The organism is Virgibacillus doumboii (assembly GCF_902806455.1).
GTDB classification, from domain to species: Bacteria; Bacillota; Bacilli; order Bacillales; family Amphibacillaceae; genus Lentibacillus; species Lentibacillus doumboii.
The window spans coordinates 2,524,713-2,542,786 of record NZ_CADCWQ010000001.1 but is presented as its reverse complement, the minus strand read 5'-3'; the positions used below and the strand labels follow the sequence as shown (position 1 = coordinate 2,542,786).

The 18,074-nt window shown below is 41.4% G+C and carries 17 protein-coding genes; 13 read left to right on the top strand and 4 right to left on the bottom strand.

Annotated elements, in window-relative coordinates; all coding sequences use genetic code 11:
• The first annotated feature begins 16 nt into the window (after window positions 1–16).
• Both G6R02_RS12470 and G6R02_RS12465 read left to right on the top strand, forming a co-directional pair.
• Window positions 17–499 carry an NUDIX hydrolase gene (locus tag G6R02_RS12470; protein WP_164669566.1) on the top strand — a complete coding sequence of 161 codons (483 nt, stop codon included), beginning with the start codon at window positions 17–19 and terminating at the stop codon, window positions 497–499.
• A 204-nt stretch (window positions 500–703) separates the two neighbouring features.
• Window positions 704–1,327, top strand: coding sequence for a lysozyme inhibitor LprI family protein (locus tag G6R02_RS12465; RefSeq protein WP_246202556.1), 624 nt, complete (start codon window positions 704–706; stop codon window positions 1,325–1,327).
• A gap of 232 nt (window positions 1,328–1,559) precedes the next feature.
• Here the strand turns inward: G6R02_RS12465 and G6R02_RS12460 are convergent, their stop codons facing one another.
• The gene (locus G6R02_RS12460; protein ID WP_281347112.1) at window positions 1,560–2,732 is read right to left on the bottom strand and encodes a M20 family metallopeptidase; all 1,173 of its coding nucleotides are present in this window, start codon (window positions 2,730–2,732) and stop codon (window positions 1,560–1,562) included.
• A gap of 252 nt (window positions 2,733–2,984) precedes the next feature.
• A complete protein-coding gene (locus G6R02_RS12455; protein WP_164669565.1) occupies window positions 2,985–3,419 on the bottom strand; it encodes a ferritin-like domain-containing protein in 435 nt (144 codons plus the stop codon).
• A 106-nt stretch (window positions 3,420–3,525) separates the two neighbouring features.
• Between G6R02_RS12455 and G6R02_RS12450 the strand changes: the two genes are divergently transcribed.
• The 7 genes from G6R02_RS12450 to G6R02_RS12420 all read left to right on the top strand — a co-directional run bounded on the left by G6R02_RS12450 (window position 3,526) and on the right by G6R02_RS12420 (window position 8,991).
• A complete protein-coding gene (locus G6R02_RS12450; RefSeq protein WP_246202555.1) occupies window positions 3,526–4,179 on the top strand; it encodes a phosphatase PAP2 family protein in 654 nt (217 codons plus the stop codon).
• A gap of 83 nt (window positions 4,180–4,262) precedes the next feature.
• On the top strand, window positions 4,263–5,507 hold the full coding sequence (locus G6R02_RS12445; protein ID WP_164669564.1) for an MFS transporter: 1,245 nt from the start codon (window positions 4,263–4,265) through the stop codon (window positions 5,505–5,507).
• A 10-nt stretch (window positions 5,508–5,517) separates the two neighbouring features.
• A complete protein-coding gene (liaF, locus tag G6R02_RS12440; RefSeq protein ID WP_164669563.1) occupies window positions 5,518–6,264 on the top strand; it encodes a cell wall-active antibiotics response protein LiaF in 747 nt (248 codons plus the stop codon).
• A 16-nt stretch (window positions 6,265–6,280) separates the two neighbouring features.
• Entirely contained in the window at window positions 6,281–7,318 is a 1,038-nt protein-coding gene (locus tag G6R02_RS12435; protein ID WP_164669562.1) for a sensor histidine kinase, read from the top strand.
• 17 nt (window positions 7,319–7,335) lie between these two features.
• Entirely contained in the window at window positions 7,336–7,974 is a 639-nt protein-coding gene (locus G6R02_RS12430; protein ID WP_164669561.1) for a response regulator, read from the top strand.
• 81 nt (window positions 7,975–8,055) lie between these two features.
• A complete protein-coding gene (locus tag G6R02_RS12425; RefSeq protein WP_164669560.1) occupies window positions 8,056–8,484 on the top strand; it encodes a disulfide oxidoreductase in 429 nt (142 codons plus the stop codon).
• A 3-nt stretch (window positions 8,485–8,487) separates the two neighbouring features.
• Window positions 8,488–8,991, top strand: coding sequence for a thioredoxin family protein (locus G6R02_RS12420; protein WP_164669559.1), 504 nt, complete (start codon window positions 8,488–8,490; stop codon window positions 8,989–8,991).
• Between the two features lie 283 nt (window positions 8,992–9,274).
• On the opposite strand, the gene G6R02_RS12415 is transcribed toward G6R02_RS12420, so the two are convergent.
• The gene (locus G6R02_RS12415; protein WP_164669558.1) at window positions 9,275–9,775 is read right to left on the bottom strand and encodes an antibiotic biosynthesis monooxygenase family protein; all 501 of its coding nucleotides are present in this window, start codon (window positions 9,773–9,775) and stop codon (window positions 9,275–9,277) included.
• Window positions 9,776–10,437: 662 nt separating this feature from the next.
• Here G6R02_RS12415 and G6R02_RS12410 point away from each other — a divergent pair.
• The 4 genes from G6R02_RS12410 to hemY all read left to right on the top strand — a co-directional run bounded on the left by G6R02_RS12410 (window position 10,438) and on the right by hemY (window position 16,068).
• Window positions 10,438–12,567, top strand: a complete 2,130-nt coding sequence (locus tag G6R02_RS12410; RefSeq protein WP_164669557.1) for a transglycosylase domain-containing protein — start codon at window positions 10,438–10,440, stop codon at window positions 12,565–12,567.
• A 101-nt stretch (window positions 12,568–12,668) separates the two neighbouring features.
• The gene (gene hemE, locus G6R02_RS12405) at window positions 12,669–13,706 is read left to right on the top strand and encodes a uroporphyrinogen decarboxylase (RefSeq protein WP_164669556.1); all 1,038 of its coding nucleotides are present in this window, start codon (window positions 12,669–12,671) and stop codon (window positions 13,704–13,706) included.
• A 24-nt stretch (window positions 13,707–13,730) separates the two neighbouring features.
• Window positions 13,731–14,672, top strand: a complete 942-nt coding sequence (hemH, locus tag G6R02_RS12400) for a ferrochelatase (RefSeq protein ID WP_164669555.1) — start codon at window positions 13,731–13,733, stop codon at window positions 14,670–14,672.
• A complete protein-coding gene (hemY, locus tag G6R02_RS12395) occupies window positions 14,665–16,068 on the top strand; it encodes a protoporphyrinogen oxidase (RefSeq protein WP_164669554.1) in 1,404 nt (467 codons plus the stop codon). Before hemH ends, hemY begins: the two co-directional genes overlap by 8 nt.
• 189 nt (window positions 16,069–16,257) lie before the next feature.
• On the opposite strand, the gene pepF is transcribed toward hemY, so the two are convergent.
• Window positions 16,258–18,069, bottom strand: a complete 1,812-nt coding sequence (gene pepF, locus G6R02_RS12390) for an oligoendopeptidase F (protein WP_425509039.1) — start codon at window positions 18,067–18,069, stop codon at window positions 16,258–16,260.
• Window positions 18,070–18,074 lie beyond the last annotated feature (5 nt).

The following is an 18,074-nucleotide window of genomic DNA, read 5'->3' as shown; positions in this document are numbered from 1 at the left end:
CAAGAGGGGGAACAAAATGGATGCTACGTTTGACGTGAAAAATGCCGTATTCAATTACCGGACGGCAGCAGTGATGATTGTAAATGGCCATGTACTCATCCACCGGCAGGCAAACGATGGACACTGGGCACTGCCGGGCGGAAGAGTGAAAATGATGGAGAATTCCGCTTCAACAGTAGTACGTGAAGTAAAAGAAGAGCTTGGATTCGATGTGAAAGTGGACAGGCTATTGTGGATTACGGAGAATTTTTTTACATATAATGAGAGGGATTTTCATGAGATTGGGCTGTATTATAGTGTGTCTGGGGTAGCGGAGGAACTGGCTCTGCGTGACGGCCCCTTTTATGGGGAAGAAGGGGATCGCCTGATTTATCAGTGGGTTCCCCTTGATGAGTTGGATGATATAGTACTTTATCCTGAGTTCCTGAAAGAATCGTTGAAAAGAATACCTGAACAGCCGGAACATGTGGTTGTTCGGGATATATACGATATTAAATAGAGAAAGTCCGGAAGCGATACTACCGGGTCAGTGATGCAATCAAATCATATAGGAAAATTATAAAATACGAAACGAATTTGATCGGAAAAAGACGTTATCTAAGGAATATTCAATTTTTTATGCTATCATTGTAATTTATTGGGAAAATTCTTATTCAACTTATGGCAGGGGGCATAAAAACTGAAAAACAATCGGAAATTTTTAATGGTAATGTTAACAGTAGTAGTTATTTTGGCTGCCTGTGGAAACTCATCTGATGAGTCAGGTGCTAAATCGAACAACCAGTCATCAAATAGCAGCTCGACCCAAAGTGAAAATGGCGACTCATCAAATAAAAACATAACAAATGGAGATAAAACAGAAAACTCTTCAGAAGGTGCTGAAAACACCCAGCTAAATGACCAGGATTCTAATAATACAGATGCAGCTTCAAATGATGAGGAATCAAAGTCCGGTAATAATAGTGAAATGACCGTAAGTAAAAAGGGAGAATATCTCAAGAAACTTAATAAAATGGAAGAAGCGGACAGATTTTCAGAAGCTGGAACAACAATATCAGAGTTAGAGAAACAAGAGGCGGAAAGATATAAAAAATGGGATAGGGAATTGAACGAAATTTACGGAGTGTTGAAAGAACAGCTTAGTATAGAACAGATGGATAAATTAAGGGAAGAACAACGGGACTGGATAAAACACAGAGATGAAGTTGCTAAAGAAGCATCACTAAAATATAAAGGCGGCACGACGGAATCGTTAGAATACGTGGCTACGCAGGCAAGTCTTACAAGAGAAAGATGCTATGCTTTAGTTGCAAATTATATGAAGTGATTTTTCAAAATTGACGAGTATTTGATTATTCATTTAAGTCATTCCCTCGGTAACTTGATTCAGTGTGCAGTTCGCGATTTTTCTTAATTGGCAATTTTAAAGTACGGTTATTTGTACATAAATTGGGTATTAATTGAAGTAATTAAGGGCTTAGAGATTTTCTTTCTCCAGCCCTTTTAATGTGAATTATACTGTAAATCCAGTTTGAAAATCGTGTGGATTACGATACGAATTAATTTTTTTCCTGATAATCGAAATAAGCCTGGATTAAAGTCTTGGCTGCAACTGGCAGGGCACGTTCATCGATATCAAATTTCGGATGATGGTGCGGGTAAATATGACCTTCTTTTGCTGCGCCGGTAAAGAAGTATGCCCCTGGTTTGGCGATGGTGTAGTAGGCAAAGTCCTCGCCGCCCATCACCGGTACTACTTCTTCAGCGGTATGAACTTCATCGATTTTTTCGCCTGCTTCAAGAACAAGTTCTGCATCGCCGGCATGATTTACCAAAGGTGGATAACCTTTTTCATAGTTGAAGTCATAGGTGGCATCGTTTGCTGTACAAACGCCTTTGATGATCTTTTCCATTTCATCGATGATTTTTTCCTGGATATCGGTGTTTAGATAACGAACGGTACCAACAAGGGTGGCTTTGTCAGCAATAACATTGAATGCTGTACCAGCTTCAAATTTGCCGATGGTGAGCACTGCCGTTTCCAGCGGGTCAAGCCGTCTGCTGACAATCTGCTGGAGATCGGAAATGACCTGGGAACCGATAACAATGGCGTCTTTTGTTTCATGCGGATATGCTCCGTGACCACCCTGACCCTGAATGGTAATCTCGAATCGATCCGCTCCAGCCATAAATACGTCTTTGGATGTCTGCAGAACGCCGAATGGAGTAGTTGCCCAGAGATGTGTTCCAAAAATAGCATCAACATGGTCAAGCGCTCCGGATTCTACAATTGGTTTTGCCCCGCCTGGTGCATACTCTTCAGCATGCTGGTGCAGGAAAACAATTGTGCCGAAAAGCTCTGTCTGAAACTCTTTCATTGTTTTGGCGAGCATAAGCAGTTGCGCTGTATGTCCGTCATGGCCGCATGCATGCATGACTCCATCGACTTTTGATTTATAGGGAACATCTTTTTCATCCTGGATTGGTAACGCGTCAAAATCCGCTCTAAGTGCAACAGTTTTACCTGGCTTCCCGCCTTTTAATGTAGCAATAACACCGTTGCCGCCAACTTTCGTCTGGTAAGGAATTCCCAATTCTTTATAAAAATCAGCAATATATTGTGCAGTTTTCGTTTCCTGAAAAGAAAGCTCCGGATACTGGTGCAGGTAACGTCGGATTTCAACCATCTCTGGATAAAGTGAATCAAGCATTTTATGTACCTCTTTTAGCAAAGTACCGTCCTCCTCTGATTGTTTTCTAACTATTATAACATTTTTGAGAGAACTGTGTGTAATTGGGGAAACACCACCGGCTATCGGCAGAAGAGGTGAATTATCGGCAGAACAGCCAAAACATCGGCAGAAGAGGCAGAACATCGGCAGAACAGCCGGAACATCAGCAGAAGAGGAAAACTATCGGCAGAAGAATCCTGTGGCACTACCAATTAAGAAGGATTGCCGCACCCAGCAGCAATCCCTGTCAAATCATGAAATCCGCGGATCTTCCAATAACCGTTCCACTTCTTCCTTATGATGTGTTTCATCGGCAATCATGTCTTCCAATTTAACAACGAGTTCCGTGTATCCGAGTTCGTCAGCTTGTTTTTTGCGTTTCTCATACCGTTCGATTGTGTCCTTTTCTGACTGAAGTGTAGCTTCCAGTATGTCCTTCACCTCTGTCGGCTGTGGTATATCTGCCGATTTTGTTGTTGGTGTACCGCCCAGTATCTTAATTTTTTCCGACAGGTACAGGGCATGACCCATCTCATCATTGACTTCTGCTTCAAAAAATGGCTTCAATGCCGAACGATATAAGCCGGAAACTACCGAAGCACTGTACGTATATTGAATCGCTGCTCCATATTCATTGGCAAGGTCTTCGTTTAATCCTTCAATTAGTTTTTGTAAATTTTGATCCATACTATATCCCAACCTTTCACTTATATAATAAGTATATAAATACTTTTCCCTGCTCCGTTTTTTTAAAACGTTAAATAAGGTATTATGGAATGAGGAGGTATTTCACGTGCGGAATAGGCGAAACAATACAATTCTTTTTTCATTGGCCCTTGTAATGATAATAATAGGTATTTGGATAGTGCGGATTGCAGCCGGACAAGTTGTTTACATAGACCGCTGGACACGTGAGCTTGTCGAAAAGCTGGATAACTCCAATGTATATACGTTCTTTCGCTGGACAACGGAATTGGGTTCAGATACATTCCTGGTACCATTCACAATCGTTTTAGCTCTTATTTTATGGTGGGTATTTCGTGACTGGTTGCCAGGCTTCGTATTTGGTCTTGGCACATTGGCGAGTCATGGGTTAAATATACTCATTAAAGAACTTGTCGAGCGGGAGCGCCCGAGTATTTTCCTGGCAGCCAATGCTGAAGGGTACAGTTTCCCGTCAGGACATGCCATGGTTTCAATGGTCTGTTACGGATTGCTTTCTTACTTTTTAACTAAAAAAATCAAATCTGATAAAGCGACTGTCGCAGTTCAGTTCCTGTTTGCAATGCTTATTTTCCTGATTGGTATCAGCAGATATATAATCAACGTGCATTATTTAACAGACGTGCTTGCCGGATTTATCTTTGGATTTATCTTTTTAGTATGCCTGATTTATTTTTATGAATATATGCGGAAGTTTCGGATGGAATCTCGGTCTCAGGGCTGAGACAAAAACATCCTGTGGGTCGTTACCCTTTGATTTGACGGAAAGTATAATAAACGTAAGTTAAATCGGAGGGAGCGTTCGAAATGGATGCAGCAATACAAAATCAGGCCGGGAAAGAAAAAGTTCCAGTGTTTAAAAATCGCAATTTTATCTTTTTATTCATCGCAGCGATGTTTTCATCTCCAGGCTACTACGTCTATCTGATAGGTGCGGAGTGGTTAATGTTATCGCTGAGTGATAATCGCTTTTTCTTCGGGATGCTGTTTTTTGCGGCATCGATCCCGAGATTATTGTTACTTGTCGTTGGGGGCTTAGTTGCTGACCGGATTAATAAACGGACAATTTTGTTTATATCCGATATGACCCGGGCAATTTTAATTCTGGCATTGATTGCCCTCGTTTGGACAGATTCAGTAACCGCCTATCATTTAATTGCACTTGCTGCATTGTTTGGGATTTCTGACGCATTCAGCTATCCTGCACTGAATTCAATGACGCCGGCGATATTGGAGGATGATCAGCTTCAGCGTGGCAACTCATTTATTCAAATGACTATGCAAATAAGTCCGATTTTAGGACCGGCACTTGGTGGAACGATGATAGCGGTATTAGGGTTTGAAGGTGTTTTCACAATTGCCTGTGGCATGCTGCTTCTGTCCGCACTTGCTGTTATATTTATAAAATTGCCAAAGAACGACAGTGAGATGGAAAAAGCAACTCCAATGCAGGATCTTGTTGAAGGATTTCAATATGCACGTAAAAACAACCTTGTTATTTCGATCGTGGTCGTTGCGTTATTTATTAACTTTTTCTTCTCAGGCCCTTTTTCGATTGGGATGCCAATCATTGTAAAAGATGTCTTTGAAGGAAGTGCTGTAAGTCTTGCGATGGTTCAGACATCGATGGGAATCGGTGCACTGATCGGGGCGATTTACCTGGCAGCGAAAAAGTTAAAAAAGCCGGGTCTGGCCCTGGTTGTAAGTCTCATTATATTAGGTGTTCTTTATACAATCACAGGTATTTCGACTTATCTGTATATAACAGTTGGAACCGTTATGGCAATGGCCTTTCTTACCCAGCTAATCAATATTCCATTGTTTACGATGCTTCAGCAAACGACGGATAAAAAGATGATTGGGCGGATGATGAGTTTTCTGGTAACAGCTTCAACGGGATTAATTCCGGTATCCTATGTGGTAACATCCATTTTGATCGCTGCAAATGTGGGGATACAGACGATCATAACGATAAGTGGAATTGTCATCGCTTTAATCGGAGTATACAGTTTAAAAAATAAAACCATTTTGCGGTATCAGGCAAAGGAATGAGGTGATAAGGATGGGAAAAGGTTTTTTTCGTAATCTGCTGGCATTATTGCTTATTTTGGTTGGCGGGACATTAATCCTGGCTAACCTGGAGATTATTGATATGGATGTAGAAAATGCGTGGCTATATATTTATCCGATAATTTTCATCCTGTTCGGTATGAAGTGGATGATTGACCGAATGCGGTATAAAGGCGGCAGTTGGCTCTTTGGGTCATTCTTCTTTATTTTCGGTTCACTTTTGATGCTTGACCGGTTTTACGTGATTACATTTTATTTTAAAGATGTATATAAACTGTGGCCATTGCTGATTATTTATTTTGGATTTTTGTTTATTGGCAGCAGCAGAAAGAGAATCCATATCAGTAAGGGTAAAAAAAATAAGATGAAAAATGATTCTTCTTTTTCCCTTGCAGGTGACTATGAATATAATCAACCAAACTGGAAGGTTGAACCGATGAACCTGAAAAGCCTGGCCGGTGATTTTTATCTCGATTTCTCCAAAGCATTTATTCCGGAAAAAGAAATACCGATAGCTATCAAATCATTGGCCGGAGATGTTCATATTCTTATTCCAGAGAATATCGAATTCCGGGTAGAGGCATATGTAAAAGCAGGGGAGATTGACGTGGTTGGCCAGAAAGCAGAAGGGGTCCAGCGATCACTGTCCCATGAAACACCGGATTATGATTCTGCAGTCCGAAAGCTGGATTTATTTATTGATCTGAAGGCTGGTTCAGTCAGGGTAGTAAAGGTTTAAGAGGGGGAAACGAATGATGATGAAAAAATTAAACAGTATTCGCTACATGTATATTCGTTCCCACTTTTATGCATTGTTTTTAACAACGGTCATTCTTTTATCCGTCCTGCTATCCATCTATGTTCTGGCTGGACCGGAATGGTTATCTGCATTAAGTATCTTTGTTATTGTAAGTTTGTATGTTTTTCTTGGTTTAATCATATCTATTTATGCAGGCTTCAAATCAAGTGGTGACCTGAAGGAGCGCCTGGATTATTTATCGGTGCAGATTACCCAATTCGCAAATGGAAACTATGATTCCCGTCTTTACTTTAATGAACGGGACGAGATTACCAGAATCAGTAATGAAATGAATGAACTTGGAAAAAAACTTGATAATCAGGTGAAATCATTGCAGCGAATGGCTGATGAGAAAGCAGATTTCGCTAAATCCGCCCATAAAGCTGCGGCGATGGAAGAACGCCAGCGACTTGCAAGAGACCTCCACGATGCTGTAAGTCAGCAGTTGTTTGCATTAACCATGATGTCAGAAGCAGCAGTAAAACAACTTGATAAAAACCCCGATGTCGCAAAAACACAAGTGCAGGATGTAGCCGATACTGCTTTAAAAGCGCAGACAGAAATGCGGGCATTGCTGCTTCACTTACGGCCAATTCATTTGTCAGGGGAACCATTACCGATTGGGGTGAAAAAGCTGGTCAATGAACTGGAGCAAAAAACGTCGATGGATTTTGCGGTAACTATTGATGAGGCTATTGAATTATCCGAAACAACCGAGGAACATGTTTTTCGGATTATACAAGAGTCATTATCAAATACATTAAGACATTCGGCGGCAACGAAAGTAAAGCTTGAGGTTTTTATCCGGTCCAGGGAACTATTTTTGCATATCAGTGATAATGGAAAAGGGTTTAATATGGATGAAGATACAAACCGCAAAACTTCATATGGTTTAAAAACAATGAAGGAACGAAGCGAAGAACTTGGCGGAACGTTTGCCATCCGTTCCAGCGAAGGAGAGGGAACGTATATTGATATACGTATTCCCTGTTAAAAAAAGGGGGAGCCGATATGATCCGTGTAGTTGTTGTTGATGATCATGAAGTCGTACGAAAAGGTATTGTAGCATACCTGCAGACAGAAGATGAAATCGAGGTGGTTGGTGAAGCATCCAGTGGAAATCAGGGGGCAGAAGTTATTTTACAAAGACGGCCTGATGTTGTTTTAATGGATCTGATTATGGAAGATGGCACAGGAATTGAAGCAACCGAGACTGTGATGAATGAATTTCCTGCCTGCAAAATTATCATTCTGACAAGCTATTATGATGATAAACAGGTATTCCCTGCTTTGGAGGCAGGTGCTTTCAGTTATATGTTAAAAACATCCTCAGCTTCTGAAATTGCCGATGCAGTCAAAAAGGCAGCTGCCGGAGAAAACGTAATTGAACCAAAAGTCGCCAGCAAAATGATGACAAGTTTTCGGTCGGAGAAAAAGAAGGCACATGAAGAGCTAACAGAACGCGAGCTTGAAGTTCTATTATGTATTGGCGAAGGATTAACCAATCAGGAAATTGGCGACAAGCTGTTTATCGGCATAAAAACGGTGAAGACGCACGTCAGCAGCATACTTTCAAAATTGGATTTGCATGACCGTACCCAGGCAGCAGTTTATGTTCACAAAAATGACTTACTTTCCAATGATGATTAGTTTTTTCCAAACCAATTGATTGATTTTGAAACAACATGTCTTGTATAATGCAAAAGTATAATAAATGGAGGGTACAGTGACATGGGAAATACAAAATCAAATGAATCATTACTGATGATCATATGGACTCAGTCACTGGTTGCTTTATTGGGAAGCTTGTTCTTTTCAGAAGTGATGGGTTATATACCATGTGAATTATGCTGGATACAACGAATTCTAATGTACCCGCTGGTTGTTATATATGGTGTTGCAGCGTTCAAAAAGGATATATCTGTCGCATTACCAGGTTTGATTTTGAGCGGAATTGGCATGTTTGTTTCGCTTTATCATTATTTGGTGCAAAAGCTGCCTGCTTTTCATGAAGCTGGTGGTTCGTGCGGAGTGGTTCCGTGTAATACCCAGTACATAAACTATTTCGGGTTTATTACCATTCCATTCCTTGCAGGGGTAGCATTTATCGTTATTTTTGTTCTGCATATTATTGTAATGAAAAAACATGGGAGGAATTAAACCATGCAAAAGAAAATGCTGATTATTTTAGCTTCAATTGTTGTACTGTTTATAGCACTTTACTTTGTAATAGATTATAAAAACCAACAGGCAATCGGTGATAATGAAAATCCATATGGAAAAGATGATCTGCATCAGGCAACAATCGATCAGCTGGATGATCCATTATACGATAACCAGATTCTGCCTGATGAGCTGCAAACTCAGCTGGATAATGGGGAAAATATGGTCGTATATTTCTACAGTCCAACTTGCCCGCACTGCCAGCGGACAACACCGGTACTCGCTCCATTAGCTGAGGATATGGGTGTGGATATGAAAAAACTGAACCTTCTCGAATTTCAGGATGCATGGGGTCAGTTTGGAATCGAAAGTACACCAACGCTTGTTTATTATGAAAATGGTAAAGAAGTTGACCGTGTAAATGGTGCACAGGCGGAAGATTTATACAGAGCCTTTTTCAATGAGTATGTAGTAACAGATGATTCAAAAAATGAAGCTAGCTGAGGAATTTGCCTTAAGCTAGCTTTTTTCTGCTCACAGATAAAGCGAAGTAAGCACCTTGGTTATTTAAGCGGACATTTATTCTTTTATTAGTGACAAAAGCAGTGTTTTTAAGATGTTCGCAGACATATTTTCCTTTATTGCATCAATAACTGAGTGATTCACTGTGATTTTTGGCGAATAGCGGAATATATGTCCGGATAAACACTGAATTCGGGGTTATTTTTGAAAATAACGGAAAATATGTCCGGCGAATGTACAATTGTATAAAGCACACAGTTTTTACTTACTCATCCATATTAATCATTCGATAGGTTGTTATAAAAGGTCTGTCAGCGAAGTATGCTGGTGGCTTTGTACCGCCATCTTTATGTGCTTTCTTAAATTGGTCCGAGTTTTTCCAGTTTTCAAAGTCAGTTTCTGTTGCCCATTGTGTCAGGACGACATATGTGTTGCCACTCTTTGGCCTGAGTAAACGGAATGCCTGAAAGCCCGGCATGGAATCCACATTCTGCTGGCGCAGTTTGAATCGTTCCTCGAAAGTTTCTGTACCGTCTTCCGTAACAGAAATGTTATTCATAACTACAAATCCGCTCTTTTGCATCTGTCCAGTTTCGATGACGGACGCATATGCACGCCCGGATGAGAAAACGCTCTTTTTATTGTCTGCCTCGTAGTAAACTAAGGTGCTCGATTCTCCGTTCATGTAGAAGAAGTCGATTTTCGGGTGTTTATCCTCTAATTTTTTCAAAAAATCAAAGGTTCCGTTCGTCATAAAAGCGTTCATGGTATACCCCTCTCTTTTTTGTTGTTTATAAAGGTTGATGTAATTAAAACTGATTTGATAGATAAATTGTAAGCATGAACAGTTGAAATAAACTGTGAAACAATAAAATTTAGTGAAGCTCTATAAGCGCTGCAGTGGAATATACTCGCTTTGCGCGGGCAAGTGCCGAGCCCCCTCAGCTCATATTTCGCATTCGCGGTCTCGCCTAACTTGAACTTCTGAGCAGGAGTCTCGCATATTCCAACTGCTGGTTTACCGGGTTAATCTTTCTCGTTATTAAAAAAATATTAATTTACCAAGGTTAAGTGAGCTAAATCCAGCGGAGGAAATACGCTGAGACTCCTGGGGGAGGACAGGCATCGGTGAGACTCCGAAGTGCGCCAGCACGAGGAGGCTCACCAGCCGCCCCCGGAAAGCGAAGTGTATTTCCGCAGCGGTGTTGTTGCACTCAACTCTATTCAAAGTGGTTCGCAGTTTATATCAACTGTGTGTTTACAACAACAACCTTTCGGAAAAAGCCTTCTCCTCTGATTGTATCATACCCTGTTTTCCAGCCTGTTACTCAATTAAAATAATTATTAACTAACAGTAGATATTATTACTTTTTTCATGACGAATTCTGTCGTATACTATATAAGGGAAACAATCCTTGAGGTGAATAAATGAAAAAAGTGAAATGGCTTTTTCTTTCATTCGTTTTTATTATAGTTTTGGGAATAATAGGTTATGGAATCATTTTATTCGGTGGGAGCCTTGTTGTCGATGAAGAGGATTTAATTCTTGATGCAACGACAACAATTGAAACAGGTGAAGGGGAAATCATTGGTGAATTATATAATGAAAATCGCATTCCGGTTAGTATAAAAGAAATACCGGATCATGTTCAGAACGCATTTGTTGCGATTGAAGACAGACGATTTTACGATCATGCAGGTGTTGATTTTCAATCTGTTGTACGGGCTGTTTATCGTGATATTATTGCGATGGCAAAGGTGGAAGGTGCAAGTACGATTACCCAGCAGCTCGCCAAAAATTTGTTTTTGCATAATGATAAAACCTGGATGCGCAAAACAAAAGAAGTGATGGCTGCCATCCACCTGGAACGTGAATTTTCCAAAAAGAGAATCCTGGAACTGTATCTGAATGAGATCTATTTTGGCCATGGTGTATACGGGGTTGAGGCTGCATCACAGAAGTTCTTTTCCAAGTCAGTTGAAGATTTGAACCTGGCTGAAGGAGCACTTTTGGCGGGACTTGCCAAAGCACCAAACGGGTATTCACCGATTGATCATCCGGAAAAAGCAAAAGCACGCAGAAATATTGTGTTGCAGGCGATGGATGGTACAGGTGAAATTTCGACAGAGAAACGAGTGCAGGTCCAGGGTAAATCACTCGGTTTGCAGGTAAAAGAAAGAAAACCCAATCCCTGGGCTGACAGCTATATTGATCTGGTTTTGCAGGAAGCAGAAGATAAATTTCAATTACCGATTGATGAACTGAAGCGGGGCGGGTATCGGATTGTTGTCAATATGAATGAAAACGCCCAACAAATTGCCTATGAGCAATTTAAAAATGGGGATTATTTCCCAGGCAATAAACCAGGCGCTCAGGGTGCATTTGTGATGGTTGAACAAGGGTCAGGCAAAATAGCAGCAGCGATTGGCGGCCGGGACTATCAACTGGGTAATCTGAACCGTGTAACTGTAAAACGACAACCCGGATCAACCATGAAGCCGATTGCTGTTTACGGACCGGCTATGATGAAAGAAACGTTTCAGCCGTATACGTTAGTACGGGACCAAAAAGTGGAAATTAATGGTTATACCGCAACCAATTATGATGGTGAGTATAGTGGTGCAGTATCCATCTATGAGGCATTGGTAGAGTCAAAGAATGCACCGTCTGTATGGCTGCTGAATCAGATTGGTATTCCCTATGCCAAAGATTACTTAAATAAAATGAACATTACAATTCCTGATAAAGGATTGGCAATCGCACTTGGCGGATTATCAGAAGGATTAACACCATTGCAAATGGCTGAAAGTTACCATACGTTTGCTAGTGGCGGTGAAGCGATTGATGCCGCTGCGATTGACCGGATTTTCAGCCAGCAGGGGAAAGTTATTTTTGAAGGAAAGGCAGAAACGACTGAGGTGTTCAGTCCGCAAGTTGCCTGGAATATGACAAGCATACTAAGCAGTACGGTTAAAGAAGGCACAGCAGCTGCCGGCGAATACTCAAAAGCACTTGCCGGAAAGACAGGCTCAACCGAGCATCCGCATGCAGTGGGACAGGTGAAGGATGCATGGTTTGTTGGCTATACCCCAAACTATGTGACTGCTTTATGGATGGGTTATGATAAATCAGATAAAGAGCATTACTTAACGGCAGGCAGCAAATTCCCAACAAGGCTCACAAAATCCATTCTGACCGAATTGGACAAGCAGGAAATCCTGACAGCGGCATTTCAGAAGCCTGACAATGTTAATGATTTGCCACAGCCAATTAATCTGCCAACAAAAATAACTTTAAGTGCGGATTATTCATTCGGCGGGTTGTCATTATTTAAAGGGAAGTTGGATTGGAACGATGCTGAAGATGAACGGGTTGTTTACCATGTTTACCGTGAAGAGCCCGGTATTGACGAACGAATTGCTGAAGTGAAAGGGAGAACAGATTTCACAATTAAGGGATTCAATCTTTTTAGATCTTCCAGCTACTATGTTGTTCCTTTTAATCCTTTGACAAAACTCGAAGGAAAAAAGTCGAACACGGTGGAGCTTTCAATATAAATTAGACAAATTCATGACAATCAATGAGGTTTGCTATACACAGCAACTGGAAATCGCTATAGTAATGCTAGACGTCTTAAGCGTGTAAAAGGATGATGAAAATGTCAAAAAAGATCAATGATACGATTATTAGAGCGTATAACGGTGAACAAACGGATTATACGCCGGCATGGTATATGCGACAGGCTGGACGATCGCAAAAAGAATACCGGAAACTGAAAGAAAAATACTCGTTATTTGAGATTACACATCAGCCGGAACTTTGTGCATATGTCACACGATTGCCTGTTGAGCATTACAATGTTGATGCAGCTATTTTATACAAAGATATCATGTCTCCACTGCCGGCACTCGGTGTTGAAGTGGAAATTAAATCGGGGATTGGACCGGTAATTGACAATCCGGTAACAAGTTTTCAGGATGTGGAAAAACTTGGTGAAATCAACCCGAAAAATGATGTACCATATGTATTGGAAACGATTCGCTTGTTAAGTGAAGAGCAACTGGAGGTTCCATTGATTGGTTTCAGCGGGGCGCCATTCACGCTGGCAAGCTATATGATTGAAGGCGGTCCGTCAAAAAATTATGCGAAAACAAAAGCGCTAATGTATCGTGATCCCGATACATGGTTTGCGTTGATGGATAAACTTGCAGATATGACGATTGCATATGTGACTGCACAAATCGAAGCCGGTGCAAAAGCAATTCAAATTTTTGATTCATGGGTAGGGGCGCTAAGTGCTGCGGACTACCGTATCTATATTAAGCCTGTCATGAATCGCATTTTTGGTGAATTGAGGAAGGAGAACGTTCCATTAATTGTCTTCGGCGTAGGGGCAAGTCACTTACTGCTTGAATGGGATGACCTGCCGGTTGATGTTATCGGCCTCGACTGGCGTACATCAATCACTCAGGCACGGCAAATGGGTGTTACGAAAACATTGCAAGGTAATCTGGACCCTGCGATTTTACTTTCAAACTGGCAGACAATCGAGAAAAAAACAAAATCGATACTGGATGAATCAGCAGAACAGCAAGGTGGTCATGTTTTTAATCTGGGACATGGGGTAACACCGGATGTTAACCCGGAAACATTGAAAAAACTGACAGAACTTGTTCATACTTATTCTAAACGATAATTTGAAACAGAAGAGGTGCTTACAGTGGAGAAAAAGAAAATGGGATTACTCGTAATGGCTTATGGAACTCCATATAAGGAAGAAGAAATTGAACCGTATTACACACATATCAGACATGGAAGAAAACCATCTGAAGAGGCATTACAGGATTTGAAAGACCGTTATAAAGCGATTGGCGGTATTTCTCCTTTGGCAAAAATAACGGAGGAACAGGCAAAAGCTTTAGAGGCAAACCTGAATGCAACACAGGACGAAATTGAATTTAGTGTATACATTGGTTTAAAACACATTACACCGTTTATTGAGGATGCAGTTCAGCAAATGGCAGAAGATGGTATTACAGAAGCCATCTCACTTGTGCTGGCACCTCATTATTCAACTTTCAGTGTAAAATCCTATAACCAACGTGCAAACGATGAAGCTGAAAAACATGGCATTCAAATTGAATCAGTTGAAAGCTGGTATGATGAGCCAGGATTTATCAAGTATTGGGCAGATCAAATCGATGCTGTTTATGACGAGATGTCCCCTGAAGAACTTGAAAAAACAGTACTGATTGTCTCTGCTCACAGTCTGCCGGAAAAGATTTTAAAAGATGGCGATCCATATCCTGATCAGTTGAAAGAAACTGCACGGCTGATTTCCCAGCAAACAGGTATTAAGGATTATGCAATCGGCTGGCAAAGTGAAGGAAATACACCTGACCCATGGCTTGGACCGGATGTACAGGACTTAACGCGGGATTTATACGAACAAAAAGGATTTCGCTCATTTGTCTATGCCCCGGTAGGTTTTATTGCTGACCACCTGGAAGTTCTTTATGACAATGATTATGAATGTAAAGTTGTTTGTGACGAACTTGGTGCAAATTATTACCGTCCGGAGATGCCGAATGTTCATAAGCAATTCATAACTACTTTATCCGATGTTGTATTATCCAAAGTAAAGCGTGAAGTGCATGAGTGATAAGAAAAATATTGTAATCGTAGGCGGCGGGATAACTGGTTTATCCGCTGCTTACTATTTGCAAAAAGAAATCAGGGAGAACAATCTGCCACATGATGTAAAGCTTGTCGAAGCAAGTGACAGGCTTGGCGGGAAAATTAAAACACTAAAACAGGACGGCTATACGATTGAACGCGGACCGGACTCATTTTTGTCACGGAAAGAGCCCGGAGTAAAACTTGTCGAAGAGTTAGGCATGAGTGACCAGCTTGTCCGAAATGGAACAGGCCAGTCGTATATTTTAGTCAACAATAAACTGCACAAAATGCCAAAAGGTGCTTTTATGGGTATCCCAGTGCAAGTTCGTCCATTTTTATTTTCAGGAATTTTTTCACCAAAAGGAAAGCTTCGTGCCGGATTTGATTTTGTGCTTCCTAAAGGAAAAAAGGTCGCTGATCAGTCATTGGGATCTTTCTTCCGCAGACGATTTGGAAACGAATTGCTGGAAAATTTAATTGAACCATTATTGTCGGGAATTTATGCCGGTAATATTGATGACATGAGTATGATGGCAACCTTTCCGAATTTCTATCAGTTGGAGCAGAAACATCGAAGTCTGATTAAAGGTTTGCAAAAGACAATGCCGAAGAAGAAAAATTCAACCGGTAAAAAGCCAGGCATGTTTTTTTCATTTGAAAACGGGCTCGAATCAATGGTTGATAAGCTTGAAGATGTACTGGGTGATGAGGTGGTTTCCTTAAACACCGGAGTGGATCATATTGAAAAGAAAGACCATGGCTATCATCTGTTGCTGAGTAATGGTGAAGTAAGTAAAGCGGATGCGATTGTCATGGCAACACCGCATTATACATTGCCGAAAATGTTCAGCCAGTACGATGTGCTTAAGGAATTACAGGCTATCCCTGCAACATCGGTTGCGAATGTTGCACTGGCTTTTGATAAATCAGCAATTAAAAAAGATATTGACGGCACCGGGTTTGTTGTTTCACGGAACAGTGATTTTCGGATTACCGCCTGTACATGGACACACAAAAAATGGCCAAACTCCACACCCGAAGGAAAAGCATTATTGCGATGCTATGTTGGCCGTCCTGACGATCAGAGTGTCGTTGATCTAAGCGACAGGGAGATTACAGATATCGTTCTGGGTGATCTGAAAAAAACAATGAATATCAAGCAGGACCCTGAATTCAGTGTAATTAGCCGGTGGAAAAACGCAATGCCACAATATACAGTGGGGCACAATGAGCGAATTTCTCATATTCGTGATCAAGTGAATCGTGAATTGCCGGGAGTATATCTCGCAGGGAGCTCGTACGAAGGAGTCGGCGTTCCCGACTGTATTGGGCAAGGTGAAAAAGCAGTCGAAGAAGTGTTGGAGTTTTTGCGCGGATAGTTTGGTTTATGGCCGGCGCTGGACGATTGAATGATTGTCTGGTGCCGGTTTTTTCGTTGATAACAGGAAATATATCTCGAGAAGAGAGAATATATCAAGAGAACTGCAATAACCCCCCGTACCCATGCTGTATTCCTATTTCAAATATAAAAAGTGCTCCCGAAATTCCTTCAGGAGCACTTCCATAAACTATTCGTAACTTTTTTCAAGTTCATCAACAAGTTCGCCGACATATGCGACTGCTTCTTTAATTACGTCCGGTTTGGACATGTCGATTCCGGCTTTTTTGATTAGGTCCTGTGGTTTCATTGACCCGCCTGCTTTCAGAACGGACAGCCATTGGTCAACTGCCGGCTGGCCTTCTTCCCGTATTTTTTTCGCCATAGCGGTGGAAACCGTTAACCCCGCTGAATACGTATACGGATATAATCCCATGTAATAATGAGGCTGGCGCATCCATGTTAACCCTGCACCTTCATCAATTGACACCGTACTACCCCAGAAGTTTTCCAGTGCTTCTTTCTTTTGCTGTGATAGTACACTGGCTGTTAAAGGTGTTCCTTCTTCAGCCAATGCGTACACACGGCGCTGGAATTCGCCTTCAAGCAAATGTGTTACAAAGTTGTGATAATACGTTCCGAGCAGCGAACTGATCACCCATCGTTTCATTCGTTTGTCGTCTGTTTTAGCAAGCAAATGATCGGCAAGCAGCAATTCATTCATCGTTGATGGGGCTTCCACAAAATAGGTGGACGGTCTTGTGTTTACCAGCGACTGGTTTTTACCCGCAAGATAAAAATGACCGGCGTGACCGAGTTCGTGTGCCAGCACAAATGCACCGCGCATGTTATCTGTCCAGGTGATTAAAATATATGGATGTACGCCATATGGACTAGCACAAAAAGCACCTGTTGATTTTCCAACATTGTCGGCCTGATCTACCCAGCGATCACTGACACCTTTTTTCATAATCTCGCTATATTCAGGCCCCATAACTTTCAATGCCTCAAGAATGGTTGATGTTGCTTCCTCATACGTCGTTTCGGGGTTGAATTCCGGATCGAGCGGTGCCTTTAAATCGGAGAAATGCAGCTCATCCAGTCCAAGTTTTTCTTTTTTCAGTTTTACAAACCGGCGCATATGTGGTGCCAGCTCTTTTTGTATCACATCAAGCTGGTTATGGTACATTTCCTTTGTTACCTGCTGTGATTGCAGGAGCATATCAGTAACGGAATTATATGAACGCAGCCGTGCCATGGTAACCTGTTTCGTTACTTCGGTCGCATAGGTTGCGGCATATGTGTTTTTGTACTGATCGAGTGTATTAATAAATGAATCATACGCTTTTCTGCGGATGTCTGTGTCTGCTGACAGTTCATATCGGTCCTCGAAAAGCGCAGCGGACATTGGGAGTTCTTCTCCATTATTATCCTTAATCGAATTAAACTGCATATCGGATGATTTGCTTCGCTGGTAAATCATGTATGGTGCTTTATGTACTTCACTGAGAGCTGCCAGCGTTTCTTCCATTTCCGGTGCGAGCGTATGGGGCTTTTTCTCCATAATATCTTCGAGCATTTTTTGATAGGTTTTCAATTCTGGCTCGTCACTAATGAACTGATTAATCGCTTTATCCGGAAGTTGCAGCAGCTCAGATTCAACAAAAGAGAGCTTTGCATCAATAGCTGCCAAAGCAGATGAAACTCTTGCTAAGTTACCTTGATTATCCGGGTCTGTACCGTCAGCACCTCCTTTTAAATTGGCATATGTTGCAACACGGACAAGGCGTTTTTCAAAGTTCTCCAGTGCTTTCAGTCCGTTTAATAACGTTCCGGCACTTGAAGTGAGTCTGCCTTTGTACTGCGTAACATCACTGACGTTTGCTTTAATAGCGGATAACTCTTTTTCCCACTCCTCATCGGTTGCGAAAAGGTCCGTTAAATCCCATGTTTGTTCTGTTGGTACTTCTGATCGTGTCCAACGCTTGGTTTTCGTTGTCATAACCA